Source organism: Neisseria sp. HMSC075C10 (assembly GCF_001815615.1).
Taxonomy (GTDB): Bacteria; Pseudomonadota; Gammaproteobacteria; order Burkholderiales; family Neisseriaceae; genus Neisseria; species Neisseria subflava_A.
In genome coordinates, this window is the sequence record NZ_KV821262.1 from 84,866 (window position 1) to 110,719 (window position 25,854).

The 25,854-nt window shown below is 49.8% G+C and carries 27 protein-coding genes; 15 read left to right on the plus strand and 12 right to left on the minus strand.

Going from position 1 to position 25,854, the window contains the following annotated elements:
• The first annotated feature begins 103 nt into the window (after positions 1–103).
• Positions 104–829 (plus strand): DUF8095 domain-containing protein, encoded by a 726-nt coding sequence (locus HMPREF3047_RS05980; RefSeq protein WP_070712601.1) that lies wholly within the window; start codon positions 104–106, stop codon positions 827–829.
• A gap of 41 nt (positions 830–870) precedes the next feature.
• Here the strand turns inward: HMPREF3047_RS05980 and HMPREF3047_RS05985 are convergent, their stop codons facing one another.
• On the minus strand, positions 871–1,836 hold the full coding sequence (locus HMPREF3047_RS05985) for a tRNA dihydrouridine synthase (protein WP_070712603.1): 966 nt from the start codon (positions 1,834–1,836) through the stop codon (positions 871–873).
• 83 nt (positions 1,837–1,919) lie between these two features.
• Here HMPREF3047_RS05985 and HMPREF3047_RS05990 point away from each other — a divergent pair, with 83 nt between their 5' ends.
• Positions 1,920–3,494, plus strand: coding sequence for a glycosyltransferase family 2 protein (locus tag HMPREF3047_RS05990; RefSeq protein ID WP_070712606.1), 1,575 nt, complete (start codon positions 1,920–1,922; stop codon positions 3,492–3,494).
• 222 nt (positions 3,495–3,716) lie between these two features.
• Positions 3,717–5,045 carry an anaerobic C4-dicarboxylate transporter family protein gene (locus HMPREF3047_RS05995; RefSeq protein ID WP_070712608.1) on the plus strand — a complete coding sequence of 443 codons (1,329 nt, stop codon included), beginning with the start codon at positions 3,717–3,719 and terminating at the stop codon, positions 5,043–5,045.
• Positions 5,046–5,114: 69 nt separating this feature from the next.
• On the opposite strand, the gene HMPREF3047_RS06000 is transcribed toward HMPREF3047_RS05995, so the two are convergent.
• Positions 5,115–5,540, minus strand: coding sequence for a DUF4124 domain-containing protein (locus tag HMPREF3047_RS06000; RefSeq protein ID WP_070712610.1), 426 nt, complete (start codon positions 5,538–5,540; stop codon positions 5,115–5,117).
• Between the two features lie 189 nt (positions 5,541–5,729).
• Here HMPREF3047_RS06000 and guaB point away from each other — a divergent pair, with 189 nt between their 5' ends.
• Together guaB and waaF are read left to right on the plus strand one after the other, a co-directional pair.
• Positions 5,730–7,193, plus strand: coding sequence for an IMP dehydrogenase (gene guaB, locus HMPREF3047_RS06005; protein ID WP_003678893.1), 1,464 nt, complete (start codon positions 5,730–5,732; stop codon positions 7,191–7,193).
• 284 nt (positions 7,194–7,477) lie between these two features.
• Positions 7,478–8,497, plus strand: coding sequence for a lipopolysaccharide heptosyltransferase II (waaF, locus tag HMPREF3047_RS06010; RefSeq protein ID WP_070712612.1), 1,020 nt, complete (start codon positions 7,478–7,480; stop codon positions 8,495–8,497).
• Between the two features lie 143 nt (positions 8,498–8,640).
• Here the strand turns inward: waaF and HMPREF3047_RS06015 are convergent, their stop codons facing one another.
• From HMPREF3047_RS06015 to rlmJ, 3 genes are all read right to left on the minus strand, one after another.
• Entirely contained in the window at positions 8,641–9,615 is a 975-nt protein-coding gene (locus HMPREF3047_RS06015) for a class 1 fructose-bisphosphatase (protein WP_070712614.1), read from the minus strand.
• Positions 9,616–9,682: 67 nt separating this feature from the next.
• Entirely contained in the window at positions 9,683–10,036 is a 354-nt protein-coding gene (locus HMPREF3047_RS06020; RefSeq protein WP_070712616.1) for a CSN8/SAC3 domain-containing protein, read from the minus strand.
• Positions 10,037–10,166: 130 nt separating this feature from the next.
• Positions 10,167–11,012, minus strand: coding sequence for a 23S rRNA (adenine(2030)-N(6))-methyltransferase RlmJ (gene rlmJ, locus HMPREF3047_RS06025; protein ID WP_070712619.1), 846 nt, complete (start codon positions 11,010–11,012; stop codon positions 10,167–10,169).
• A gap of 125 nt (positions 11,013–11,137) precedes the next feature.
• Here rlmJ and HMPREF3047_RS06030 point away from each other — a divergent pair, with 125 nt between their 5' ends.
• The gene (locus HMPREF3047_RS06030; RefSeq protein WP_003683409.1) at positions 11,138–11,752 is read left to right on the plus strand and encodes a riboflavin synthase; all 615 of its coding nucleotides are present in this window, start codon (positions 11,138–11,140) and stop codon (positions 11,750–11,752) included.
• Between the two features lie 16 nt (positions 11,753–11,768).
• The gene (locus tag HMPREF3047_RS06035) at positions 11,769–12,635 is read left to right on the plus strand and encodes an ATP-binding protein (protein WP_070712621.1); all 867 of its coding nucleotides are present in this window, start codon (positions 11,769–11,771) and stop codon (positions 12,633–12,635) included.
• Between the two features lie 65 nt (positions 12,636–12,700).
• Here HMPREF3047_RS06035 and HMPREF3047_RS06040 read toward each other — a convergent pair whose 3' ends face one another.
• Positions 12,701–13,129, minus strand: a complete 429-nt coding sequence (locus HMPREF3047_RS06040) for a Spy/CpxP family protein refolding chaperone (protein ID WP_070712623.1) — start codon at positions 13,127–13,129, stop codon at positions 12,701–12,703.
• A 277-nt stretch (positions 13,130–13,406) separates the two neighbouring features.
• Here HMPREF3047_RS06040 and rpe point away from each other — a divergent pair, with 277 nt between their 5' ends.
• Positions 13,407–14,087: a ribulose-phosphate 3-epimerase gene (rpe, locus tag HMPREF3047_RS06045; protein ID WP_070583379.1), complete on the plus strand. Its 681-nt coding sequence runs from the start codon at positions 13,407–13,409 to the stop codon at positions 14,085–14,087.
• 104 nt (positions 14,088–14,191) lie between these two features.
• Here the strand turns inward: rpe and HMPREF3047_RS06050 are convergent, their stop codons facing one another.
• Entirely contained in the window at positions 14,192–15,574 is a 1,383-nt protein-coding gene (locus tag HMPREF3047_RS06050) for a phosphomannomutase/phosphoglucomutase (RefSeq protein ID WP_070583382.1), read from the minus strand.
• A 121-nt stretch (positions 15,575–15,695) separates the two neighbouring features.
• Complete coding sequence (locus HMPREF3047_RS06055; RefSeq protein ID WP_070583383.1) at positions 15,696–16,535, minus strand: KPN_02809 family neutral zinc metallopeptidase; 840 nt, start codon at positions 16,533–16,535, stop codon at positions 15,696–15,698.
• A 186-nt stretch (positions 16,536–16,721) separates the two neighbouring features.
• Here HMPREF3047_RS06055 and HMPREF3047_RS06060 point away from each other — a divergent pair, with 186 nt between their 5' ends.
• Positions 16,722–17,219 (plus strand): YbhB/YbcL family Raf kinase inhibitor-like protein, encoded by a 498-nt coding sequence (locus HMPREF3047_RS06060; RefSeq protein ID WP_002232090.1) that lies wholly within the window; start codon positions 16,722–16,724, stop codon positions 17,217–17,219.
• Positions 17,220–17,295: 76 nt separating this feature from the next.
• On the opposite strand, the gene HMPREF3047_RS06065 is transcribed toward HMPREF3047_RS06060, so the two are convergent.
• The 3 genes from HMPREF3047_RS06065 to HMPREF3047_RS06075 form a co-directional block, all read right to left on the minus strand.
• Positions 17,296–17,805, minus strand: coding sequence for a peptidylprolyl isomerase (locus HMPREF3047_RS06065; RefSeq protein ID WP_004519830.1), 510 nt, complete (start codon positions 17,803–17,805; stop codon positions 17,296–17,298).
• A gap of 118 nt (positions 17,806–17,923) precedes the next feature.
• Complete coding sequence (locus tag HMPREF3047_RS06070) at positions 17,924–19,342, minus strand: SLC13 family permease (RefSeq protein WP_070712625.1); 1,419 nt, start codon at positions 19,340–19,342, stop codon at positions 17,924–17,926.
• 264 nt (positions 19,343–19,606) lie between these two features.
• Entirely contained in the window at positions 19,607–20,779 is a 1,173-nt protein-coding gene (locus HMPREF3047_RS06075) for a sugar transporter (RefSeq protein ID WP_070712627.1), read from the minus strand.
• 144 nt (positions 20,780–20,923) lie between these two features.
• On the opposite strand from HMPREF3047_RS06075, the gene HMPREF3047_RS06080 reads away from it, so the two are divergent.
• Positions 20,924–21,133, plus strand: a complete 210-nt coding sequence (locus tag HMPREF3047_RS06080; protein WP_004519826.1) for a heavy-metal-associated domain-containing protein — start codon at positions 20,924–20,926, stop codon at positions 21,131–21,133.
• Positions 21,134–21,379: 246 nt separating this feature from the next.
• Here the strand turns inward: HMPREF3047_RS06080 and cueR are convergent, their stop codons facing one another.
• Positions 21,380–21,772: a Cu(I)-responsive transcriptional regulator gene (gene cueR / locus HMPREF3047_RS06085; protein WP_070646861.1), complete on the minus strand. Its 393-nt coding sequence runs from the start codon at positions 21,770–21,772 to the stop codon at positions 21,380–21,382.
• Positions 21,773–21,919: 147 nt separating this feature from the next.
• On the opposite strand from cueR, the gene HMPREF3047_RS06090 reads away from it, so the two are divergent.
• The 5 genes from HMPREF3047_RS06090 (at position 21,920) to HMPREF3047_RS06110 (ending at position 25,794) form a co-directional block, all read left to right on the plus strand.
• Positions 21,920–22,129, plus strand: coding sequence for a heavy-metal-associated domain-containing protein (locus tag HMPREF3047_RS06090; RefSeq protein WP_003674677.1), 210 nt, complete (start codon positions 21,920–21,922; stop codon positions 22,127–22,129).
• A 99-nt stretch (positions 22,130–22,228) separates the two neighbouring features.
• Entirely contained in the window at positions 22,229–24,391 is a 2,163-nt protein-coding gene (locus HMPREF3047_RS06095; RefSeq protein WP_070712631.1) for a heavy metal translocating P-type ATPase, read from the plus strand.
• Between the two features lie 87 nt (positions 24,392–24,478).
• Entirely contained in the window at positions 24,479–24,736 is a 258-nt protein-coding gene (locus HMPREF3047_RS06100; protein WP_070712634.1) for a hypothetical protein, read from the plus strand.
• Between the two features lie 122 nt (positions 24,737–24,858).
• Entirely contained in the window at positions 24,859–25,425 is a 567-nt protein-coding gene (locus tag HMPREF3047_RS06105; RefSeq protein WP_070712636.1) for an SGNH/GDSL hydrolase family protein, read from the plus strand.
• Between the two features lie 120 nt (positions 25,426–25,545).
• Complete coding sequence (locus HMPREF3047_RS06110; RefSeq protein WP_070646866.1) at positions 25,546–25,794, plus strand: CsbD family protein; 249 nt, start codon at positions 25,546–25,548, stop codon at positions 25,792–25,794.
• The last annotated feature ends 60 nt before the right edge of the window (positions 25,795–25,854 follow it).

The following is a 25,854-nucleotide window of genomic DNA, read 5'->3' on the forward strand; positions in this document are numbered from 1 at the left end:
CTTGCTAAGTTAGTACAATAGTTCTAAAATTTTAATAAAGAAACAAAAATAAGCAGTAAAGGCACACATCCGTTTTTTTGTTTACTTGAGAAGGAGTTTATGAATGAAATATTCTAAAGTTTTACTATCGGGTATTCTATTTGCTGCCGTGACTGCATGCGCCCAAGCGACGGACGGTAGCTGGAGCGCCCTGCAGGATACGAAAACAGGTGTGCAGTCGCGACCTTATTATGAATTTGGCAATGTGGTTCAGAAGATTTCTTTTAAGAAAACCGGCAATCCGGAAAATGGTCTGAAAAAGCCTGTCTTGACGGTGTATCGCCAAGGCAAGCTGTTGGGCGAAGCATATAATTTGGAAGCCTCTCATGGCAGCCCCTTGTTGCCAACCCTGTTTCTGGTAAACGGCAAGTCATTAAATGTAAATGACGGCAACGATAGAAAACAATTGGCTTCTGCGAAGAGAATCGATTTTTACGATTTCGGCCACGGCCGTATCGGCCACGCAGTCTTTACCGCGCCTAACGGCATCTGTCAGGATATGAAACACGGCAAAGGCGTTTCCTACAAGCTGGTTACCAACTATGTTAATTTTCCGGATTATCCTTCGCCTGAAAATATCTTGATTATCACTGCGCAAGGCAAATATGAGCAAGACGGGTTTATATTGGATGCCACTGAGTCAAGAGTGACCAGTGCCAATAAAGAGTTTGCCAAAAAATATGGCGAAGCCCTGAAATCCAAGAATGGCCCTGAGACCAGGCATGTGAATATGGCCAATGCAGCCAGTGCGGAAAAAGGCAGACTGTTGGCTGATTATATCTGTCAGTAATCATATTAAAGGCCGTCTGAAATTCAGACGGCCTTTTAGAATCATGAATGCATCTCTTGTTCAAACGACAGCAGAATCTGTTTTACTTCGTCCGCTTCTTTGACGGCGCGGATACGGTCGAACAATATCTGCGCCTGTTCAAACTCTTTTTTCATCATGCCCAGCCATTGTTTCAAACGGGCAACCGGATATTTGTTGTTGGCCTCTTTGGCAAGGCATAAGTCGAAGAACTGGACTATCCATGAGGAGACTTCGGCAAAGTCAGTGTCTTTCACTGTTTTGCCGTTTTCATATTGCTTGATTTGCCGTGCCAAGTCAGGACGGATAACCGCGCCGCGCCCGAGCATCACGCTGTCGCAGCCGCTGACGGTTTTAATGTCGAGATAGTCTTGAAGGCTGAACACATCGCCGTTGGCAGTAACGGGAATATTGACTGCATCGCGGATTTTGCGCACCCATTCCCAATGTGCCGGCGGTTCGTAGCCTTCGACTTTGGTGCGCGCATGGACGGTCAACGCGCAGGCGCCGCCGTTTTCAATCGCAGAAGCGCATTCCAATGCCAGACTTTTGTCTTCATAACCGAGCCGCATCTTGGCAGTCAGCGGAATGTGTTGCGGCAGGCGTTGGCGCAGGGTGCGGACGATGTGGTAAATCAAGTCCGGCTCTTTGAGCAAGACCGCGCCGCCTTTGTGTTTGTTGACCGTCGGCGCGGGGCAGCCGAAGTTGAGGTCGATTTTGTCCGCACCGAAACGCACGGCTTCCAAAGCATTGAAGGCCATGTTTTCCGCATCACTGCCCAAAAGCTGGACAGTACAGGGCGTGCCGGCCGGCGTGCGGTTGGCATGGGCGATTTCGGGAACATATTTAAGCCAAGTGGCGCGTGAGTGGACCGTGTGCGTAATGCGGACAAATTCGCTGACACATTCGTCAAATCCGCCGATACGCGTCAACAGGTCGCGCATCACATCGTCCACCAGCCCCTGCATGGGGGCAAGAATAAGCTGCATGAGTCAGGCCGTCTGAAAAAAGGAGGACATATTGTAGCGGTATATCGGTTAAAATACAGCTTCCTTTTTCAGACGGCCTTTTTATGATGCACACAATTCCGGCAACCGCCGCCATGTTGGTAAAAAATTCAGAACGTTATCTTTCAGAAGTTTTGAGTGCGCTGAAAGACTTTGACGAAGTCCTGTTGTTGGACAACGGCTCGACCGACCGTACTTTTGAAATTGCCAAGGACTTTCCCAATGTCAGCTATTACAAGCATGACTTTATCGGGTTTGGCCCGATGAAAAATCTGGCGGCCAGACTGGCGCAAAACGATTGGATTTTCAGCATAGACAGCGATGAAGTGGCGGATGAGGCTTTAATCGAAGCCATTCGTGCGGCCGTTTTGGAAAATGAGAAGGAACATATCTTTTCGCTTTCCCGTCTGAACCATTACCACGGCCGCTTGATTAAAGGCTGCGGTTGGTATCCGGATATTATTCCGCGCCTTTACCATCGTAGATTTACCCGTTTTTCCGACCGTCAGGTGCATGAGTCTTTGGTGTTGCCGCAGGAAGCCAAGGTTAAACAACTCGATGGCCGTCTGAAACATTATTCTTTTGAAAACGCCGAAGGGCTGATTCAAAAAATGCAGCAATACAGCTCGTTGTATGCGGAAGAAAACCGCTTCAAGAAAGACAGTTCGCCGTTTAAGGCTTTGCTGCATGGCGGCGTATCGTTTGTGAAAAATTACCTGCTCAAACGCGGTTTTGCCTATGGGGCGGACGGGCTGACGATTTCGGTGTCCAACGCGCAAGGTTCGTATTACAAATATGTCAAACTCTATGAGCGCAACCGCGCGATAACCGTCTCCCTCATCATCACTACCTATAATCGTCCTGATGCTCTGGAGCTGGTGTTGAAATCGGCTTTAGCGCAAACCCGTCTGCCGGATGAGATTATTGTCGCGGATGACGGCTCAAGGCAGGAAACCGCCGAAGTGGTTGATTTTATCCGCCGCAGGGCAAGTATTCCGGTCAAACATTCATGGCAGCCGGATAGAGGCTTTCGTGCTGCCGAATCGCGCAACCGTGCGCTGGCGCAGGCGAAAAGCGATTATATTGTGTTGATTGACGGCGATATGGTCTTGGATCCGTCTTTTATCGCCGATCATTTGAAGATTGCCCGCAAAGGACGTCTGATACAGGGTTCCCGCGTGATTTTGACTGAGGATAAAACGCAGGATATTTTGAACGAAGGCGATTTGCCTGCCTTGTCCATGTTCAGCTCGGGGATAGAAAAACGGCTTTCCGCCCTGCGCTGCCGTTGTTTGGCCAAATTGGCAGGCCGAAAAGGCAACCGCAAACACAAAGGCATCAAAACCTGTAATATGGGATTTTTCCGCAGCGATGCGCTTGCCGTCAACGGGTTTGACAATAGCTTTGTCGGCTGGGGCAGGGAGGACAGCGAATTTGTCGCCCGTTGCTATCATAACGGAATGAAGCGCCATAATTTGAAATTTGCCGGCATTGCGTACCACCTCTGGCACAATGAGGCAGAACGCGATTCATTGCCGCAAAACGATGCCTTGTTGGAGGCGACTTTGTCAGAACGTAAAATCCGCTGTGTTCATGGCGTATCGGATTTTGTAAAAGATGAAGAAGTAGCCGGAAAATAGCCTTATCATCTTTTTAAATCATAGAGGCCGTCTGAAAATCTTCAGACGGCCTTTTTTGTGTTTTTAAAAACCTAGCGGTTAAATGAGAATATTATTTATTTAATATAGATCAGTATGTATAATTAGGTAAAGTATGGTTATGGAAGAGGGTTTACTCTATAATCCAACCGTTTGTAATTTTATTTCGGTCAAAGCCGGATTTTGGGAGTTGTTATGTCAACTATGTTTTTTATCCAGTTTGCCGTTGTGCTGCTGTGTATCCTGATTGGTGCGCAGGTTGGTGGTATTGGTTTGGGCGTGCTTGGCGGTATCGGCTTGGCCGTATTGTCTTTTGGTTTCCATCTTCAACCGACCAGCCCGCCGATTGATGTGATGCTGATGATTATGGCAGTAGTTTCTGCCGCGGCGGCCATGCAGGCCAGTGGCGGTTTGGACTATATGATTAAGATTGCCACGCGCGTGTTGCACCGCAATCCGAAATACATCACCTTTATCGCGCCGGCGGTGACTTATACCTTTACCGTGTTGGCAGGTACGGGCCATGTGGCTTACTCGGTTTTACCCGTGATTGCCGAAGTCAGCCGTCGCAATGGCATCCGTCCTTCCCGTCCGCTGACGATGGCTGTTATCGCTTCCCAATTTGCGATTGTCGCCAGCCCGATTGCCGCCGCGGTTGTTGCCTGCGTTACTATGCTTGAGCCGCAACACATTACAATGGCGGATGTGTTGAAAGTGACCGTTCCGTCCACAATTTTGGGTATCGGTTTGGCTTGCGTGCTCGTAAACAAACTGGGCAAAGAGTTGAAAGACGATCCGCATTATCAGGCTTTGCTGAAAGACCCGAACTATGTGAAAGAATACATCGATGTGGAAGAGCAAAAAACCGATGTTGCCATTTCGCCGAAAGCCAAATTGTCGGTCGGTATTTTCTTGACTGCGGCATTGCTGGTGGTGGTAATGGGTGCGCTGCCTGAGCTGCGTCCGGCTTTTGAACACGATGGCGCGATCAAGCCTATGGGCATGGCGCATACGATTGAAATCGTGATGTTGTCTGCTTCTGCGCTGATTATTTTGACGTGTAAACCCAATGGCGATGCGATTACCCGAGGTTCGGTATTCCATGCCGGTATGCGTGCCGTGATTGCGGTATTTGGCGTGGCTTGGTTGGGCGATACCTTGATGAACGGCCACTTAACAGAAGTAGAATCGACCGTCAGTCATTTGGTTGAGTCTGCACCATGGACCTTTGCCTTTGCCCTGTTTGTCTTGTCGGTATTGGTCAACAGCCAAGGCGCGACAGTGGCAACGCTATTTCCAATCGCCATCAAACTGGGTATTCCTGCGCCCATCATTATCGGCACATTCGTTGCGGTAAACGGCTATTTCTTCATTCCGAACTACGGCCCGATTATTGCCGCTATCGACTTCGATACAACCGGCTCGACCAAAATCGGCAAATTTATCTTCAACCACAGCTTCATGATTCCGGGCCTGTTGAGCATGGCATTCAGTTTAGCCATCGGTTTGTTGTTGGTTCAGGTGTATTATTGATAGGCTAAAAAAATAAGGCCGTCTGAAATTAAATTTCAGACGGCCTTTTTGATATTGTTATTCGTGAGCTTAATTGCAGTATTTATTGACGTCGTTTTGGTATTGCTTAATCAGGCTGTCGCGATTGGCCAAGCGTGCGCTTTCGGCGACTTGGCGGTTGATTTTGGCGATTTTGCAGTTTTCCAGCTTGTTTTGGCGGTTTTGCTCTTCGATTTTTTTATTGCGTTCTTCGATTTGTTTGTTTTGTTCCGCAACCTGTTCGTTGGGCTGCTCGGCAACCGGCTCAGATGCCGCAACAGCAGGCGCAACGGCAGGTTTGACGTTGTGCGTGCGGATGTTGACCACGCCGGAACGCTTCGGTTGCAGACGGTTTGGCGTATCGGAGTAGCTGTTGCCCGATGCGCCTTTCCAAGTGTAAACCTCGGCCGCGCCGGTCAGGGCGGCGGAAGAGAGAAGGGCTGCTGTCAGACAGGTTTTGAGTACGGAAGATTTCATGGGTTTCCCTTATGTAAATGATGTTCTCATCCAACCTATTTTACTTGAAACTGCAATGCGTTGGCATATTTTTGTACTGCAGATCAAATCATGTAAAAAAATAACGTTAAAACGTGTATTGCCAATGTTAGCATCAAGCCGGTGTGATATAATGCCGTGCATCTTGCACAAACTGAAAGACCGAGCATCATGCGTATTGTAGAAAAAGCCTATACTTTCGACGACGTTTTGTTGGTTCCAGCGCACTCAAACGTGCTGCCTCGAGATGTCAAACTTCAAACCAAACTCACCCGCGATATCACGCTCAACCTCCCTCTACTTTCTGCTGCAATGGATACCGTTACTGAAGCGCGTCTAGCCATCTCTATGGCTCAAGAAGGCGGCATCGGCATTATCCATAAAAACATGACGCCGGAGTTGCAAGCGCGTGCCGTTTCCAAAGTGAAGCGCCATGAGAGCGGCGTGGTGAAAGATCCCGTTACCGTTGCACCGACCGCATTGATCCGCGAAGTTTTGGAAATGCGCGCACAACGCAAACGCAAAATGTCCGGTCTGCCTGTTGTTGAAAACGGCAAAGTGGTCGGTATCGTGACCAACCGCGACCTGCGTTTTGAAAACCGTGTCGATCTGCCGGTTTCTGCCATCATGACTCCCCGCGACCGTTTGGTTACCGTACCTGAAGGTACCAGCATTGATGAAGCCCGCGAAATCATGCATGCGCACAAAGTTGAGCGCGTTTTGGTGTTGAACGACCAAGACGAACTCAAAGGTCTGATTACAGTTAAAGATATTCTGAAAACAACCGAATTCCCTAATGCCAACAAAGATGCCGAAGGCCGTCTGCGCGTCGGTGCCGCGGTGGGTACCGGCGGAGATACCGAGGAGCGCGTTAAAGCATTGGTGGAAGCAGGCGTGGACGTAATTGTGGTCGATACTGCCCACGGTCATAGTCAAGGCGTTATCGATCGCGTGCGCTGGGTAAAAGAAACCTATCCGCACATCCAAGTCATCGGCGGTAACATTGCTACTGCTAAAGCCGCTTTGGATTTGGTGGCTGCCGGTGCGGATGCTGTTAAAGTCGGTATCGGCCCGGGTTCGATTTGTACGACCCGTATCGTGGCAGGCGTGGGCGTGCCTCAACTGACTGCGATTCACAATGTTTCCGAAGCCCTGAAAGGTACAGGCGTTCCCCTGATTGCCGACGGCGGTATCCGCTTCTCCGGCGATATTGCCAAAGCTCTGGCAGCAGGTGCATATAGCGTCATGCTCGGCGGTATGTTTGCCGGTACGGAAGAAGCACCGGGCGAAATCGAACTCTACCAAGGCCGCTCTTACAAGTCTTACCGCGGCATGGGTTCGTTGGGTGCGATGAGCCAAGGTTCTGCCGACCGCTACTTCCAAGACAAAACCGACAGCACAGACAAATATGTTCCTGAAGGCATCGAAGGCCGCGTTCCTTATAAAGGCCCGATTGTGAACATCATCCACCAGCTGACCGGCGGCCTGCGCTCCAGCATGGGTTATTTGGGTTGCGCCAATATTGCTGAAATGCACGAGAAAGCAGAATTTGTGGAAATCACTTCTGCCGGTATGAGCGAATCCCACGTTCACGACGTACAAATCACTAAAGAAGCGCCTAACTACCATCGTTAAACGAGTATAAAAAGGTCGTCTGAAAATATTTCAGACGGCCTTTCTGTTTTTATAAGGTTTTAAAAATGAAGCAAATATTGCTTGCCGCCGTTATGCTTAGTATTTGGGGCGTGGTATTTGCAGAATAATTGGGGAGACAAACGCTTCACGCGCTCAAACCAGAGTGCATCTGTTGAAATGACATGTATCAACTAGTACGTTTTGAACTGAGCGATTAAACCGAGTTTCAGATGGCCTTTTAAAAATCGTATTACAATAAGCTAAAATTAAAAACACATTCCATTATGTCCAAAAAAATCCTGATTATTACCCCAAGCTGGATTGGCGACTGTGTCATGACCCAACCGCTTTATCGTCGTTTGCATGAGCTGCATCCCGGCTGCACCATTGATGCTTTTGCACCCAAATGGTCGATGGCCGTATTTGAGCGTATGCCTGAAATCAACCGTGTGATGGAAAATCCGTTTGGACATGGTGCGTTGGAATTGAAAAAACGCTGGCGTATCGGGCGTGAATTGGGAAAAGAAGGCTATGATCAAGTAATTGTTTTGCCCGGTTCGCTCAAATCCGCCATCATTGCCTTGGCTACGGGCATTAAGCAGCGTACGGGCTACGTCGGTGAGTCGCGCTATTTTTTGTTGAACGATATCCGCAAGTTGGATAAGGCTGCGTTGCCTCTGATGGTCGACCGCTATACTGCGCTGGCGCATCCGACCCAAGCGGATTTTAACGGGCATTCCGATAATCCGTGTTTTAAGATTGATTCCGAAAACCGTCAAGCCGCTTTGGCAAAACATGGTTTAGCGACGGATAAACCGATTTTGGCATTTTGTCCCGGTGCGGAATATGGCCCGGCCAAGCGTTGGCCTGCGCGTCATTTTGCCGAACTCGGCCACCGATATTTGGCTGAAGGTTGGCAGGTTTGGCTGTTTGGTTCGCAAAAAGATTTTGATATTGCAGATGAAATCAACCGGCTTTCAGACGGCCTGTGTACCAATCTTTGCGGCAAAACCAATCTTTCGGAGGCGATTGATTTGTTGTCTTGCGCCGATACGGTTGTGTGCAACGACAGCGGTCTGATGCACCTTGCGGCCGCGCTTGATCGAAAATTGGTTGCGGTTTACGGCTCATCCAGCCCTGACCATACGCCGCCTCTAAGCCAAAAGGCAAAAATCGTCAGTTTGAATTTGGATTGCTCGCCTTGTTTCAAACGCGAATGTCCATTAGGGCATACGGATTGTTTGAACAAGCTGACACCGGATAGGGTGCAACAAGCGGCGGAAGAGCTGGCTCGTTCGGCGTAATCCAATAAAAATTAGATGGAAAACAACAAAGGGCGGATTTGAATCTGCCCTTTTGATTTTTCGTTTCTTTTATTTTTTAACAAAAGGCCGTCTGAAAATCATATTACAGACGGCCTTTTTTAGTTTGAAATCAATACATCTGATTATTTTTGATGCAGATTATAAACGTATTCTACTTCTTCTCGGCTGCCCATGAATACGGCAACACGTTGGTGCAGGCCGGTAGGTTGGATGTCGAGCATGGCTTCGATGGCGTCGTTTGATGCGCCGCCGGCTTGTTCCATAAGCAGGCTCATCGGGTTGGCTTCGTACATCAGGCGCAGTTTGCCCGGTTTGGATGGGTCGCGTTTGTCTTGCGGATACATAAATACGCCGCCGCGCATCAGGATGCGGTGAATTTCGGCAACCATGCTGGCAACCCAGCGCATATTGTAGTTTTTGCCGCGTACGCCGGTTTCGCCTGCCAGCAATTCGTCAATGTATTGTTGAACAGGGGTGAACCAATGTCTTTGGTTAGACATATTGATGGCGAATTCTTTAGTGGATTCTGGAACACGCGGATTTTCTTTGGTCAGCAGGAATTGGTTGGCATCGTCCAGAGTGAAGACGAATACGCCGTGACCGACAGTCAGTACCAGTTGGGTTTGCGGACCGTATAAAACATAACCAGCGGCTACTTGGTCGCGGCCTTTTTGTAGGAAGGATTCGGTAGTCAATGCGCCTTCAGGTTTCGCCAAAATGGAGAAGATGGTGCCGACGGAGATGTTGACGTCGATATTGGAAGAGCCGTCTAACGGGTCAAACAATACCAAATAGCCGCCGTTTTCTTGTGTGGCGACGTAGGTGTCTTCTTCTTCGCTGGCAAGGCCTGCGATGTTGGCATTGGCTTTTAAAACATCAATCATGATGTTGTTGGCGATAACGTCAAGTTTCTTTTGGTCTTCGCCTTGGATGTTGCCAGTACCTGCCATACCCAAAACGCCGGAAAGCGCGCCGAGGCGGACTTTGGCGTTGATGTCCAAACAGGCGGCGGCTACGGATTCCAGTATGCTGGCCAGCTCTTGCGGCAGTTTGTGTTCGGGCAGGTGTTGGGCTAAGAATTGGTTCAGTGTCTTCATGGTTTCACTCTTTTCCTAAGTTTGAATCGGGTATTTTTCAATTTCAGACCGTCTGAAAACGGCGTGTTCATTTGGTTTTGCTGTCGGCCATGCCTAAAACTTCTTTAGTGCAGGCGATGCTGGTGTCTTTGATGCGTTTTTTTAGCTCGTCGCTCATGGTGTTGCTGCCGCCCAAAAGTGAGGTTGCTTCTTCGGGGCTGATTTTATCAACTGTTTTTTCACCGATACAGCGGCAGATTTTTTCAGTGGTCGCGGAATCAAACGGGCTTTTTCCGGAAGCTTTTTCTACGCAGGCTTCGGTTGCCGAGCGGACAAATTCGGTGCGGAAACTTTGGGTAAATTCTTCTTTAAATTCGTTTTTTGCGGATTCGCTGCACGCGCAAAGCAGGAGCGTGCAGGCTAGGGGTGTGCGTATATTCATGAGTGGACGGCCGTTAATTGTTATGTTGTGAATTGTAGTGGAAAAAGGCTTAAGTATAAAGGGTTAAGGCCGTCTGAACAGGTATGGTGGCAAAATCGAAGCGCTTGGGTATGCGTTCAGACGACGGCGTTTATTTCGTTTTACTTTCCAATACATAATGCGCGCCTGCATCTTGCGCCAAAATTTTGGAAAGTTCGGGCAGATTGTTTTGCAACTGTTCGGCAAGCATGTAGGGCGGATTGATGACGAACATGCCGCTGCCGTGCATACCGAAGCCGTCGCTGCGCGGCGTATGGACATGAAGCTCGGCGTGCAGATAATTGTCGGGAGCGATTTTTTTGAGTTCGTCCGGCAGTTTGCGGCTTTCTTCGCGGCTCAAGCAAGGATACCAAACCATGTAGCAGCCGGTTTCAAAGCGTTTCAAGGCATCTTTCAAGACTTGGACGACACGGCGGTAGTCTTGTTTTTCTTCGTAGGGCGGATCAATCAAGACGGCGGCACGGCGGGGCGGAGGAGGCAAGAGTGAAATCAGGCCTTGATAACCGTCCGCTTGGCTGACCTGCACTTTACGCGCAGGACGGACTTCGCGCATATTGTTTTGCAAATGGACAAAATCGGCAGGATGCAGCTCAAAGAGGCGCATTTTGTCGCTGTCGCGCGTGAGCGCCTGTGCCAGCCAAGGCGAGCCGCAGTAAAGGTTGTCTTGCGGCAGTATTTGTTTCAGACGGCCTACAAATTCAGCCAATTCGGAAGGCAGCTTGTCAGCTTGTTCCAAGAGCGCAATGCCTTGTTTGTATTCACCGACTTTTTGCGCTTCATCGCCGCTCAAATCATACAAACCGGCACCGCTGTGCGTATCGATATACCAATAAGGCTTGTCTTTGCGGTTGAAATATTCGAGGATGAGGAAGAGGGTAAAGTGCTTGAGCATATCGGCATGGTTGCCGGCATGGAAGGCGTGGCGGTAGCTGAGCATGATCGGGCTGCGGAAATAAAAATCCGATTATACCCCAAACCATCGCCATCACCGCTTTCAGACGGCCTTTGTGCCTGGAAAATGCTACAATATCCGCCTTATCGTACCATCGGAAAGAAGACATCATGTTTACAGGCATCGTACAAGGCATGGGCAAAATTACAGACATCGCCCAACCTTCTCCCGACTTTCGTACCCACACAGTCGAGCTGCCCCCCGAAATCGCCGACAATCTGCAAACCGGCGCCTCTGTCGCCAACAATGGCTGCTGCCTGACCATTACCCGAATCGACGGCAACAAAGTCAGCTTTGATTTGATGGACGAAACCTTACGCAAAACCAATCTCGGCAGCTTGAAAGTCGGCGACAGTGTCAATTTGGAACGCGCGGCACGATTTGGCGATGAAATCGGCGGTCATGTGATGAGCGGCCATGTGATGGCGGTTACCCGAATTTCCCGAATTGAATCAAGCGAGTTCAACCGCACAGTTTGGTTTGAGCTGCCGGAAAACCTCAAGCCCTACATCCTGACCAAAGGCTTTGTCGGTTTGGACGGTTGCAGCCTGACCATAGGCGAAGTCAGCGACAGCGAATTTTGCGTACACCTGATTCCGGAGACTTTGGAGCGTACCCTGTTTGGCAGCCGCAAAGAAGGCGATCTCATCAATATTGAAATCGATCCGCAAACCCAAGCCGTTGTCGATACCGTGATGCGTGTATTGGCACAAAAGGCCGTCTGAAAAAAAGAAAGCCGAAATGAAATTATCCAATTTTTTGAAAAAAGCGAATTCCGTTTTAAACCGTCTGGATTTAATCCTGCCTGACGAAGCCGGTAAAACCGACTGGCGCGCTTTGGCCTACCGTTGGCACAGCGTGGGCAAAAAAGGCATTTTGGAAAGCCTGCCGCGTCCGCATACGTTTCCTTTGAGCAGATTGGCGGCAGTCGGTTCGCAAACCGACAGGCTGAAACGCAATACCGATCAATTTTTGGCAGGCCGTCCGGCAAATAATGTCTTGATGACCGGCGCACGCGGTACAGGCAAATCCTCCTTAGTTAAAGCGTTGTTGCACGAATACGCCGAGCGCGGTTTGCGTTTGATTGAAGTGGATAAGAGCGATTTGATTAGCTTGCCGGCTTTATTGACGCTGTTGTCCGATCGTCCTGAGAAATTTATCGTTTTCTGCGATGATTTGTCGTTTGAAACCGGCGATGAAACCTATAAAGCCTTGAAAACTGCTTTAGACGGCGGACTGTCGCAACGTTGCACCAATGTTTTGGTTTATGCCACTTCCAACCGTCGTCATTTAATTCCTGAATACATGGATGAAAACGGCGGTACTACGGGCACTCGCGGTGAAATCCATCAGAAAGAGGCCGTCGAGGAGAAAATCTCTCTTTCCGACCGCTTTGGCTTATGGCTGAGTTTTTATCCTTTCGACCAAAACGATTATTTGACCGCCGTAGCCAACTGGTTGGAAGATTTCAATGTGCCTTTTGACGATACGGCGCGCCAAGCCGCGTTGCAATGGGCGCAAATGCGCGGCAGCCGTTCGGGCCGCTCGGCATGGCAGTTTGCCTGCGACTGGGCAGGACGCTTGCCGGAAGAAAGAGTGCTGGATTAAGGCTGAAAAAGTAAAGGCCGTCTGAATATGGTTTCAGACGGCCTTTTTGTATTTTTATTTATCCATCAGCGTAAACATGAAGACAACCACTGCTGGCGTTGGCGCGGATTGAGCAGATGATAGAGGCGGTATTGGATTTCCATTTCATCCACTGCATAGTCCATGCTGGAGAGGTAGCGGCTTTCAACATAGTCGCGGGCGGCGTTTGAGTCGAATGAGTCGCCGGAGAGGATTTTGATAATGGTTTGACGGCGGTTGCGGTCGGAGCGTACGGTTTTGCGGTAGGCTTTATCGTTGATTTGTTTGAAGTCGGTACGCAGGCGGCGCAGGGCGGCGTGTTGATCGGCGGATAAATTAAGCTGTCGGATGTCGCAATTCGGGTGGAAGTCGTCCAAAGTGGCCAGAAACGGACTGGCGTGTGCAGGCAGACTGGAACAGAGTAGGGCAAGTGCTAAGAAAATAAAAGTCGGATAGCGGGAAAGTGCAACAGACACGGTGTTTTCCTAATGTTTCATCAGGTTTGGAAATATAACCGATAAGCGTGTGAAAGGCAGTATCAATGCAGTTAACTTTTGTTAATGATGTTAGATTTTTTTGCACATGTATGTAATCTAATAATTTATTTTCAAAGCCTTACTATGTGATTATAAGTTTCATTAATGTATATGAAATGTAAATTCATAAAAATGACGGCAGAGATGTTGTCGGCAGCATACAACATAGGGTTAAAAATGCGATAATGACAAAGGAACACACTTTAGGAGAATAAACATGACCGACTACCGTATTGCCCCCAGTATTTTGTCTGCCGATTTTGCCCGCTTGGGCGAAGAGGTTGGCGAAGTTATCCGCGCCGGTGCGGATTTGATTCATTTTGACGTGATGGACAACCATTATGTACCGAATCTGACTTTCGGCCCTATGGTTTGCGCGGCTTTGAAACCGTATGCAACCATGCCGGTCGATGTGCATTTGATGGTTGAGCCGGTGGACGATTTGATTCATGCGTTTGCCAAAGCCGGTGCCAATATCATTACTTTCCATCCCGAAGCCAGCCGCCATGTCGACCGCAGCTTGGGTTTGATTAAAGAATACGGCTGTCAGGCTGGTTTGGTATTGAATCCTGCTACGCCGGTCAATATTCTGGAAAACGTTTTGGATAAACTGGATATGGTGTTGCTGATGTCGGTCAACCCGGGCTTTGGCGGACAAAGTTTTATTCCGAATACGCTGGGGAAAATCCGCAAAGTGCGCGAGATGTTGGATGAGTATGAACGGCAAAGCGGCCGCCATATCGCATTGGAAGTCGATGGCGGCGTGAAGACAGACAATATTGCTGAAATTGCGGCGGCAGGTGCGGATACGTTTGTTGCCGGCTCGGCGATTTTTGGCAAACCGGATTACAAAGCCGTTATTGATGAAATGCGTCAACAGTTGGCGCAAGTCGGATAACTAAGCCGGGATATTCTTGGTTTCCAAACTTTAAATAATCAATGTTTAATATTAAAGGCCGTCTGAAATGATTTTCAGACGGCCTTTTGTTTTAGCCTAAACCCTTATAGCGGCCATTTCAATGCAGGATTGCTTTCAATGACTGCTTTGAATTGGTTTTGAATACGCTCAATCGCTTCTTGCGTATCCGCTTCAAAACGCAATACCAAAATCGGCGTGGTATTGGAAGCACGCATCAGGCCGAAGCCGTCAGGGAATTCAACGCGCAAGCCGTCGATGGTGATGATTTCGGTCACACCTTCAAACTTGGCATTGGCAGCCAGCTCTTCAATCACTTTGTGGCCGTTGCTGCCTTCGGGCAGGTCGATGTTGAGTTCCGGAGTGGAAATGCTTTGCGGCAGCTTGTTCAACACTTCGGACGGATTGTCGAAGGCAGACAGGATTTCCAAGAGGCGTGCGCCGGCATACATACCGTCGTCGAAGCCGTACCAGCGTTCTTTAAAGAAAACGTGGCCGCTCATTTCTCCGGCAACCAGTGCACCGGTTTTTTTCATGGTGGATTTGATGAAGCTGTGGCCGGTTTTCTCCATGACAGGATCACCGCCGTGTTCTTTAATCCAAGGCGCAAGCAGACGGGTGGATTTGACGTCGAAAATCACTTTGGCTTTAGGATTGCGGCTCAACACGTCTTGAGCGAAAAGCATCAGTTGGCGGTCTGGATAGATGATGTTGCCGTCTTTGGTGACTACGCCCAAGCGGTCGGCATCGCCGTCAAATGCCAAGCCGATTTCGGCATCGCTGTTTTTAAGCTCGACGGTGAGGTCTTGCAGGTTTTTCGGTTTGGAAGGATCAGGGTGGTGATTAGGGAAATTGCCATCCACTTCGCAGAAAAGTTCGGTCACTTCGTTGCCCAAGCCTTTGTAGAGCTTGCCTGCAAATGCGCCACCGACACCGTTGCCCGCGTCAATCACGATTTTCATCGGGCGTTTGAGCTTGATGTGGCCGACGATGTTGTTGTGGTATTCGCCGGAGATGTCTTTTTCGGTTACGCTGCCTTGTTTATCGGCGGCAACAAAACCGTCTTTCTCAACAATGGCTAAAAGTTCTTGAATGGCTTCGCCTGCGAGCGTGTCGCCGCCGAGCATCATTTTGAAACCGTTGTAATCGGGCGGATTGTGGCTGCCGGTAATCATTACGCCGCTGCCGCCGCATTCGTTGATGGCTGCGAAGTAGAGCATAGGGGTGGCAACCATGCCGACATTGAGGACGTCGATGCCGCTGTCTGTAAAACCGCGTTGAATCTGCGCCATCAGGCCGGGACCGCTCAAACGGCCGTCGCGACCGAGTGCGATGCGGGTAATGCCTTTTTCGGAGGCTTTGGTAGCAATAGCTTTACCGATTAAGTAGGCAGCTTCGTCGGTCAGGGTTTTGCCGACGATGCCTCGGATATCGTAGGCTTTGAAAATGTCGCGGGCGATATTTGCCATGTGGATTTCCTTTAAATTTAAGTGGAAATAATGGGGTTTATTCTAACACGGCTAAAAGGCCGTCTGAAAAAATCAGACGGCCTTTTGTCGTTACATCAAAGAACAGTGTTGTTTGGACGAATCAATTGTTGAAAGTGTTGCACTGGTTGATGTCGCCGCTTTCCAAACCGCGCTTGAGCCAAGTCATGCGTTCTTCGGACGAGCCATGGGTAAAGCTGTCGGGAACGACATAGCCCTGCGCCTGTTTCTGCAAGCGGTCGTCGCCGACGGATTCGGCGGCAAGCATCGCTTTTTGAATGTCTTCTGTTTTGAAGATATTGTTGTTGATGGCGTAGTGTCCCCAAATACCGGCGAAGCAGTCGGCCTGCAATTCGAGTTTGACGGAAAGGGCATTGGCCTCTTTTTTGCCGACTTGCTGTTGCATTTTGTGGATTTTAGGCAGAATGCCGAGCAGGTTTTGAACGTGATGGCCGACTTCATGGGCAATAACGTAGGCAAACGCGGCATCGCTGGCGGATTCGAGCTTGGTGCGCATGTCTTCGTAGAAACTCAAATCCAAATAAACTCTTTGGTCGCCCGGACAGTAAAACGGGCCCATGGCAGATTGGCCCGTACCGCAGGCGGTGGACGTACTGCCTTCATACAACACCATGGTTGTCGGTGTGTAGTGTTGGCCGTGTTGCTGGAAATATTTACTCCATGTTTTTTCGGTATTAGCAAGGACGACACGGGACAGTTCTTTCAACTCGGCTTCTTGTTGGCTGTCGAGTCGGGAAGCTTGCTGGGTAGGAATGCCCATCGAAGATGAGCCGCCAACCAAACCGCTCAAATCCACGCCGTAATATGCGCCGATCAAAACCACGATAATGCCGAGTATGCCCGGCGTTTTACCGCTGCCGCCGCCACGGCTTCCGCGGCGATCTTCGACGTTTTGGCTTTGTTCACGACCTTTCCAATCCATAATGCGTATCCTGTGTAATTTTCATGCGGCGGATTATACTATGGAATGTCAAATGTGTTTGATCGAATTGTGAATATTGCTTGAGGCCGCCTGAAAATGCGGCATCGGGAAAGTGAAAACGGCAGTATCTTTCAGACGGCCTTGGTGTTTGTTAGAATGAACAAACCTACTATTGGGAGATATAAGATGAAAGTCAGCAGTAAAGCTATTGTCAACGGCGAATTTGAAGACAAATACGGCAAGCGCGGCAGCCAGTTCAGCCCGAGCGGTATGCCTTCTTATTCGATTCCTTTTGAGATTGAAGATGCGCCTGAAGGAACAAAATCGTTTGCCGTGGTGCTGGAAGACAAAGATGCCATTTCAGCATCCGGCTTCGTATGGACGCATTGGTTGATTTCGGATTTGAAACGCACTTCCGTGGCAGAAAATGAAAGTATTTCTGCAACAGATTTCACACAGGGCGCGAACACTTGGGCGAGTGCGTTGGGTAAATTTGAAATTGAAGAGGCTTCTTTTTACGGCGGTATGGCACCACCGAACAACCGCCATCGTTATGAACTGATTGTGTACGCGCTGGATACTGTTTTGGATTTACCGCGCGGTTTCCGCTTTAATGAGCTGCATTTTGCCATGCAGGGTCATGTCTTGGATTCGGCATGCGTGGTCGGTACTTATGATGTGTGACGGTATGCGTCATTATTGAAAAACAGCCTATCCGGTTTTAATTCGGACAGGCTGTTTTTATGGGAAATCAAATCAATTAAACCACTTCGGCTTTAGTGATGATGACTGGTTCGCTCGGTACGTCGTCGTGGTAGCCGTGACGTTTGGTAGAAACGCCTTCGATGGCATCGACAACGTCAAAACCGTCAACGACTTTACCGAATACGGCATAGCCCCAGTCTTGGACTACGGTTTTGCCGTACAGCTCTTTAGAACGGAAGTTCAGGAAAGCGTTGTCGGCAGTGTTGATGAAGAATTGCGCGCTGGCAGAATGAGGATCGGAAGTACGCGCCATGGCGATGGTGTATTTTTCGTTAGGCAAACCGTTGGACGCTTCGTTTTGAATCGGATCGCGGGTTTCTTTTTCGTTCATGTTTTCATCCATGCCGCCGCCTTGAATCATGAAGCCTTTGATGACGCGGTGGAAGATTACGCCGTCGTAGAAGCCGTCTTTAACGTATTGCTCGAAGTTTTTAGCTGTAACGGGGGCTTTGTCGAAATCGAGTTCGATTTTGATATCGCCTTTGTTGGTGTGCAGGATAATCATGGGTTTCCTTTCGTTAGAATCCGGTTTTGAATCATTCGTTAAATTGTGTCTGAACGACAAACTTCAAGGCCGTCTGAAAAATATTCTTTCAGACGGCCTGGGATATGGTTTTACGGGTTTACGGCATCAGGACGAAATAAGCCCACAGCGCAACCAATACGATACAGAGGACGTTCAGCAATAAGCCAACGTTCATCATTTCGCGTTGCTTAATCAAGCCTGTACCGAACACAATCGCGTTAGGCGGCGTGGCAACCGGCAGCATGAAGGCACAAGATGCGCCAATGCCGATGACGAATACCAAGACTTGTTCGGGCAGACCCATTTGTGCGGCGATGCTGGCGAAAATAGGTACAAGCAAGGCGGCGGAAGCCGTGTTACTGGTGAACTCGGTCAGGAAGATGATGAAGGCGGCAACCACGAAAATCACCAGCAATGCAGGAGAATGGGAGAACGTGGAAGCAACTTGCTGACCCAGAGCTTCAGATGCGCCGGAAGATTGCAGCAATGCGCTCAAGCTGATACCGCCACCGAAGAGCATCAATACACCCCAGTCGGTATTGCGGGCAACTTCTTTCCATTGCGCCACGCCGAATACGACGACGGCAACGGCGGCAATCAGCGCGATAACGGTATCGGGGTTGGAAATGCCGAATGCAGCTTTGATTTTGGAGCTGAATACCCAAGCGATGGCTGCGGCCAAGAAAATCAACAACGCGATAACGCGGTGCAAAGTCCAAGGGATAGATTCGGCTTTAACTTCCACGCGCTCGTTCAAATTAGGTTTGAGGATGACGTACATGGAGAACAGCATCAGCGGCAGAATCAACAGCATCATCGGCAGGCCGAGCTTCATCCAGCCGACGAAGTCCAAGTTCAGCGCTTTGGCGGCAATCATGTTCGGCGGAGAGCCAACCACGGTGCCCAAGCCGCCGATACTGGCGCAGTAGGCGATGCCAAGCAGGACGAAGACGTAGGTTTTGCGTTCTTTTTCTTGGTCGAGGTGGCTCATCATGCCCATTGCCAAAGGCAACATCATCGCGGCAGTCGCAGTGTTACTGATCCACATAGACAGGAAAGCGGTAACGGCAAACAGCATCAACACGGCAACTTTCATATTGCCGCGGGACAAGCGCAACAGGCTGACGGCGATTTTACGGTCGAGACGTTGCATGTGCAGGGCGGTTGCAAGCGCGAAGCCGCCGAAGAAGATATAAATCGTCGGGTCGGAGAAACCAGCCATCGCTTTTTTGATGTCCATATCTGGGAAGCCGAGTACAACGGCAAGGATAGGGATCATCAGCGCGGTAACGGTAATGTGTACGGCTTCGGTAAACCAAAGTGCCGCAACAAAAAGCAACAGCGCGATACCTTTATTGGCATCGGGGCTGTAGGGAAGGATGTAATAAATGCCGAAGCAGACAACAGCAGAGATAATGGTCGTCAGCAGTCCTTTAAAGTCGGTAATCGGCTTCTGCGCACTGAGAAGCTCGACGTTCTCAGGATGCTGAGTCTTATCCTTGGCGTTTAAGTCCATGATGTATTCCTCTGAAACATGATTGGTTTTTCTTTTCAGCCGTACGTTCAGACGGCCTAATAGGCGACAGTATATTTGTAATTTGATGTAGTGTAAACAAATTGTAAATTGTTTTTTAAAAATGAAATGAAAACCGGATAAGCAGCAAGAAAACTGCTTATCCGGCGAATGAAGACCCATCGTGGGTTAATAAGAATCGGGACAAACCGGTAAAACTACCAAAATTACGGCCAGGTCAGTAATACCATCCTGATTTATATGGATTTAAACGTTTTGCGTCAGATTGTCTTGTTCCTTAAACAACAAGCCGCAAACGGCCAGACCTGCCGCTGCCAGCAAGGCTCCGGCAATGCCGATATTGGAAAGGCCGAACCAGACGGTCACATAATGTCCCAAAAGCGCACCGCCGCCGATACCGACGTTGTACAAACCTGAATAAATCGAGTTGGCCACATCTGTTGCATCTGAGGCAAATGCCAAGACTTTCGACACCATGCCCAAGCTGACAATGACGATGGCCACTCCCCAAATAAACACCAGCGCGTACACCGCATAAGGGAAAGAGGCAAACGGCAGAAGAAGCAGGGCAGAGAGCAGGATGACCGCCACCGCGCCAAGCATAAACAGGCGTTGCGATTTGGCAAACCATTTGCCAAACAAATAAGAAGCGGCAAAGCCTGCCAAACCGTACAGGCTCAAAACGATGGTAACTTGTTCTGCCTTAAATCCGCCAACTTGCAACACAAAAGGCTCGATATAGCTGTATGCCGTGAAGTGTGCCGTAATAATCAACACCGTCATGGCATAAAGCAACATCAGGTTGCGGCGTTTGAACAAACTCGGCAGGCTGCTTAAAGAGCCGGTATTTTGGCTGGGTAAAGCAGGCAGGTTTTTGGCCAACACCAGCATTACGCCGGCAGCACAGCCCCCGATCAGCAGGAAGCTGAGCTGCCAGCCGAAGTATTGCCCGACCACGCGCCCCAGCGGAATGCCCAAAACCATCGCTAAAACCGTACCCGTACTGAGCAAGCCCAAAGCCTGATTGGTTTTGCCGGCGGGGGCAAGCCGTACCGCCAAAGAAGCCGTAATTGACCAAAAGACCGCGTGTGTCAGCGCAATTCCGATACGGCTGACCAAAAGGATGTTGAAGTTCCAAGAAAAGAACGACAGCGCGTGAAACAGCGCAAACAGTGCAAACAGCATCAGCAATAATTTGCGCCGTTCGATGTTTTTCGTCATCAGCATCAGCGGCAGCGATAGGAGCGCAACAATCCATGCATACACCGTAATCATCATGCCCACTTCCGTTGCCGGTTTGCCAAAGCTCTGACCGATGTCGCTCAAAAGCGCAATCGGAATGTATTCGGTGGTATTGAAAATAAATGCACCCACCGCCAGCGCGCATACGCTAACCCATTGTTTGAATGTTGAAGTCATTATTATGTCCGTTTGATGAAGCAAAGGTCGTTATTGTACGCCTATCTGCATTTTTCAGACGGCCTTAATGAAGAATTTGCAAGCTGTTTGTGTAAGGAGTAAAGTATTTGGCAACTATATTTGTTTGAATGAAAGGAAATACAAATGCAAACTGTTACCCTCAATATCGACGGCATGACCTGCGGCGGCTGCGTGAAAAGCGTAACCCGTCTTTTGGAAGGCGTAGAAGGCGTGGAAAAAGCAGAAGTCAGCTTGGAAAACAAAAATGCAGTGATTACTTTTGATGAAAGCAAGACAGATACCGATGCGCTGATTGATGCCGTAGAAGACGGCGGCTACGATGTGGCTTTGTAACCGATAAGCGTATTTTGAAAAGGCCGTCTGAAACGCTTCAGACGGCCTCTGTCTCTTGATAACTTACTTTTTGCCATTATTTGGATTACACCGCCACACGGGTAAACAAAAGTTTTCGCGCATATCTGAAGCAAAGCGGCGGCAAGTGGCTGCCGTATTACGACGAGGCCTGTACCAAACCGTTAGCGGCCGACTAAGGCTACCTGAAACTTTTCAGGTAGCCTGTTTCTATTCTGCCAAAGCCGCCTAACGCTCCTCCAGCCCGGCCAAAATCGCACAATCCGGGAAGTCGTCTCCCGTGCAGGCATCGTGCCAACGTTGCAGCTCGGCCACCATGCCCTGCAAGCGTTCGATTTTGGCTTCCAGCTCGGCGATGTGCCGCGCAGTGAGCGTTTTCACTTCGCGGCTGGTACGCTGCGGGTTGTGTTGCAGGCTCAAAAGCTGCCCGATCTGCGGCAGCGAAAAGCCCACTTCCCGCGCATGGCGGATAAAGCGCAGCCGGACAAGGTCGGCCTGTCCGTAGCGGCGGTAGCCCGCTTCGCTGCGCGCGGCCGGGGCGATTAGGCCGTGCTTTTCGTAGTCGCGGATTTGTTTGGCGGAAAGGCCGCTCTCGGCCGCGGCCTGGCTGATGTTCATCATGATGCTTGACCTTTACTTCGGGTGAAGCTTTATAGTGGCGGCACTTAGCAGGAAAGCAAGAGCAGACCCATCATTTCAGGCTACCTGAAAGCTTTGGCTGCAACGGGCTTTAAAACCTCAGCCTCATTCCAACAGAAAGGAAACCCTATGCAAACCATCACATTAAACATCGAAGGCATGACCTGCGGCGGCTGCGTGAAAAGCGTTACCAGCATCCTCGAAGGCGTAAACGGCGTGGACAAGGCCGAAGTGAGCCTGGAAAACAAGAACGCCGTCGTGGAATTCGACCCCGCCCAAACCAACCCCGCCGCGCTGATAGAAGCGGTGGAAGACGGCGGCTTTGATGCGGCTTTGTAAATCGAATCGCAACAAATCGACTGCAACACCCCAAAGGCTACCTGAAAACCCTGCTCCGCTTTTTTCAGGTAGCCCAACCACATTCAGAAGGAAGAAACCATGCAACAAAAAGTCCGTTTCCAAATCGAAGGCATGACCTGTCAGGCCTGCGCTTCGCGCATTGAAAAAGTGTTGAACAAAAAAGATTTTGTCGAATCGGCAGGGGTAAACTTTGCCAGCGAGGAGGCGCAGGTTACGTTTGACGACAGCAAAACTTCCGCTGCCGACATCGCCAAAATCATTGAGAAAACCGGTTACGGCGCAAAGGAAAAAACGGAAGATACATTGCCGCAACCTGAAGCAGAACACCATATCGGCTGGAGGCTGTGGCTTTTGCTGGCCATTAATATTCCGTTTTTAATCGGCATGGCAGGCATGATGATCGGGCGGCACGATTGGATGATTCCGCCTGTATGGCAGTTTGTGCTGGCAAGCGTGGTGCAGCTTTGGCTGGCCATCCCGTTTTACAAAAGCGCGTGGGCAAGCATTAAAGGCGGACTGGCGAATATGGACGTGCTCGTTACCATCGGCACGGTGTCGATTTACCTGTATTCCGTTTATATGCTGTTTTTCAGTCCGCATGCGGCGCACGGCATGGCGCATGTGTATTTTGAAGCAGGCGTGATGGTGATCGGTTTTGTGTCGCTGGGCAAATTTTTGGAACACCGCACCAAAAAATCCAGCCTCAACAGCTTGGGCTTGCTGCTCAAACTCACGCCTACTCAAGTCAACGTGCAACGCAATGGCGAATGGAAACAGCTTCCCATCGACCAAGTGCAAATCGGCGACCTTATCCGCGCCAACCATGGCGAACGCATTGCCGCCGACGGCATCATTGAAAGCGGCAGCGGTTGGGCGGACGAGAGCCATCTTACCGGCGAATCCAACCCCGAAGAGAAAAAGGCGGGCGGCAAAGTGTTGGCGGGCGCGCTGATGACCGAAGGCAGCGTGGTGTACCGTGCCACGCAGCTCGGCAGCCAAACCCTGCTCGGCGACATGATGAACGCGCTCTCCGAAGCGCAGGGCAGCAAGGCGCCGATTGCGCGCGTAGCCGATAAGGCGGCGGCGGTGTTTGTGCCAACTGTTGTGGGCATCGCGCTTCTGACTTTTATCGCCACTTGGCTGGTAAAAGGCGATTGGACGGTTGCGCTGATGCACGCCGTTGCCGTTTTGGTAATTGCTTGTCCGTGCGCGCTCGGTCTGGCGACGCCCGCCGCGATTATGGTCGGCATGGGCAAAGCAGTGAAACACGGTATTTGGTTTAAAGATGCGGCGGCAATGGAAGAAGCCGCCCACGTCGATGCCGTCGTGTTGGACAAAACCGGCACGCTGACCGAAGGCAGACCGCAGGTTGCCGCCGTTTATTGCGTACCCGACAGCGGCTTTGACGAAGACGCTTTGTACCGCATCGCCGCCGCCGTCGAACAAAACACCGCCCACCCGCTCGCCCGCGCCATCGTCTCCGCTGCCCAAGCGCGCGGTTTGGACATTCCTGCCGCACAAAGCGCCCAAACCGTTGTCGGCGCAGGCATTACCGCCGAAGTGGAAGGCGTGGGTTTGGTGAAAGCAGGAAAAGCCGAATTTGCCGAACTGACCTTGCCGAAGTTTTCAGACGGCGTTTGGGATATTGCAAGCATTGTTGCAGTCTCAGTTGACAACAAACCTATCGGCGCATTCGCACTCGCCGACGCATTGAAAGCCGATACCGCCGAAGCCATAGGCCGTCTGAAAAAACACAATATCGATGTTTACATCATGAGCGGCGACAACCAAGGCACGGTCGAATACGTCGCCAAACAACTGGGCATCGCACACGCCTTCGGCAATATGAGTCCGCGCGACAAAGCCGCCGAAGTACAGAAACTCAAAGCCGCCGGCAAAACCGTGGCGATGGTCGGCGACGGTATCAACGACGCACCCGCGCTCGCCGCCGCCAACGTCAGCTTCGCCATGAAAGGCGGAGCGGACGTTGCCGAACATACCGCATCCGCCACGCTGATGCAGCATTCGGTCAACCAACTCGCCGATGCCCTGTTGGTATCGCAGGCGACTTTGAAAAACATCAAGCAAAACCTGTTTTTCGCCTTCTTCTACAATATCTTGGGCATTCCGCTCGCTGCGCTTGGCTTTTTAAATCCCGTCATCGCAGGCGCGGCAATGGCGGCAAGCTCGGTTTCGGTATTGGGTAATGCCTTGCGCCTGAAACGGGTGAATATTGAGTGATAATATAAAGGCCGTCTGAAGACTGTTTTTTCAGGCGGCCTTTAATCCATATTTTCTGATTTCGAGACCCAAGCGGGAGTATGTTGTATGGACATGATGTTGTTTACCAATATTGTATTGATTGTTTTATGTATTTTTACCATGTTGTTGGTGTGGTCGCGCAACTGGAAACGCAAGCAGGCGTATTTTGAGAAAATCAAGAGCAATCCGGAAAACCTCAAGTGGGTTGGGCAAAATCTGACCGGTCAGGAATGGAAGGATTTGAAAGCCGTAAGCGACCATTTTGGCCTGCCCATGTTGCAGGCCAAGCAATTAATTGATTTTTATAAAAACAGTCAGCGTTAATTTATGATTTAACAATAAAACTTGACTGAAGTTAAGGCCGTCTGAAATAGCACTCTTATAATAATATAAGTGATATTTCAGACGGCCTTGCTGTTTGTTTAAATAAAGGGAGGAGAACAAAAATGACCGTTTACTTAATCGGCGATTCCGTTCGGCTTGCATCGGAGCCTTACATGCGCACCGCTTTGCCTGAGGCGGATATTGTTTCTCCATCGGAAAACTGCCGTTCGTCGCATGATGTGTTAGAGCATATCAGGCAATGGACAGAGGACGCGATTGTGGGAGACATTATTCACATCAACTGCGGTTTGCACGATATCCGCCACAATCAAGGCTGTAATGAGCCGGTGGCCGATATAGAAACCTACCGCAATAACCTGACCCAAATTTTCGATTATCTGAAACAGACAGGTGCAAAAATTATTTGGGCGAGCAGTACGCCGTTTTTGGAAAGCGTACACAATATCGTCAAACCCTCGCGCCGTTATCTGGCTGATTTGAAGGCCTATAACCGTGTGGCAGAGGATTTGGCAAGGCAATATGGCTTTGCCGTCAATGATTTATACGGTTTGATGTTTGAGCAGGATTTGACCGATGTGATGCTGTGCGACGGGCTTCATTTCAATGAGTTTGGCAGTAAGATGATAGGCAAGGCAGTAGCCGAAGCGATATTGAAACAGATGGATTGACCTAATTTAACTCGTTTTGTCATGTTTTGGCTTTCAGACGGCCTTTAAAGTTGAAACGAAGCCCCCGATATAAGGTAATGCAGCACTCATCCTATCAACATTTAATCCAGGAGTATGACCATGAGCGGCGAATTAGATAAAATCAGCGGTAAAGTAAAAGAAGTGGCTGGCGATGTATCCGGCAATGCTAAACTTGAAGCTGAGGGCTTGGTTCAACAAGGCGTTGGCAAAGTAAAAGAAGTGGTCGGCGACATTGAAGAAAAAGCAGGCGATGTTTTGCAAAAAGGCAAAGAAGAAGCTGAGCATTTGGTTGATGAAGCCAAAGAAAAAGCTGAAGGCTTGATTAATGATATTAAAAGCAAATTTTAATATTTAAAGAATAAAAGGCCGTCTGAAAGATTTTTCAGACGGCCTTTGTTTATGGTTTTA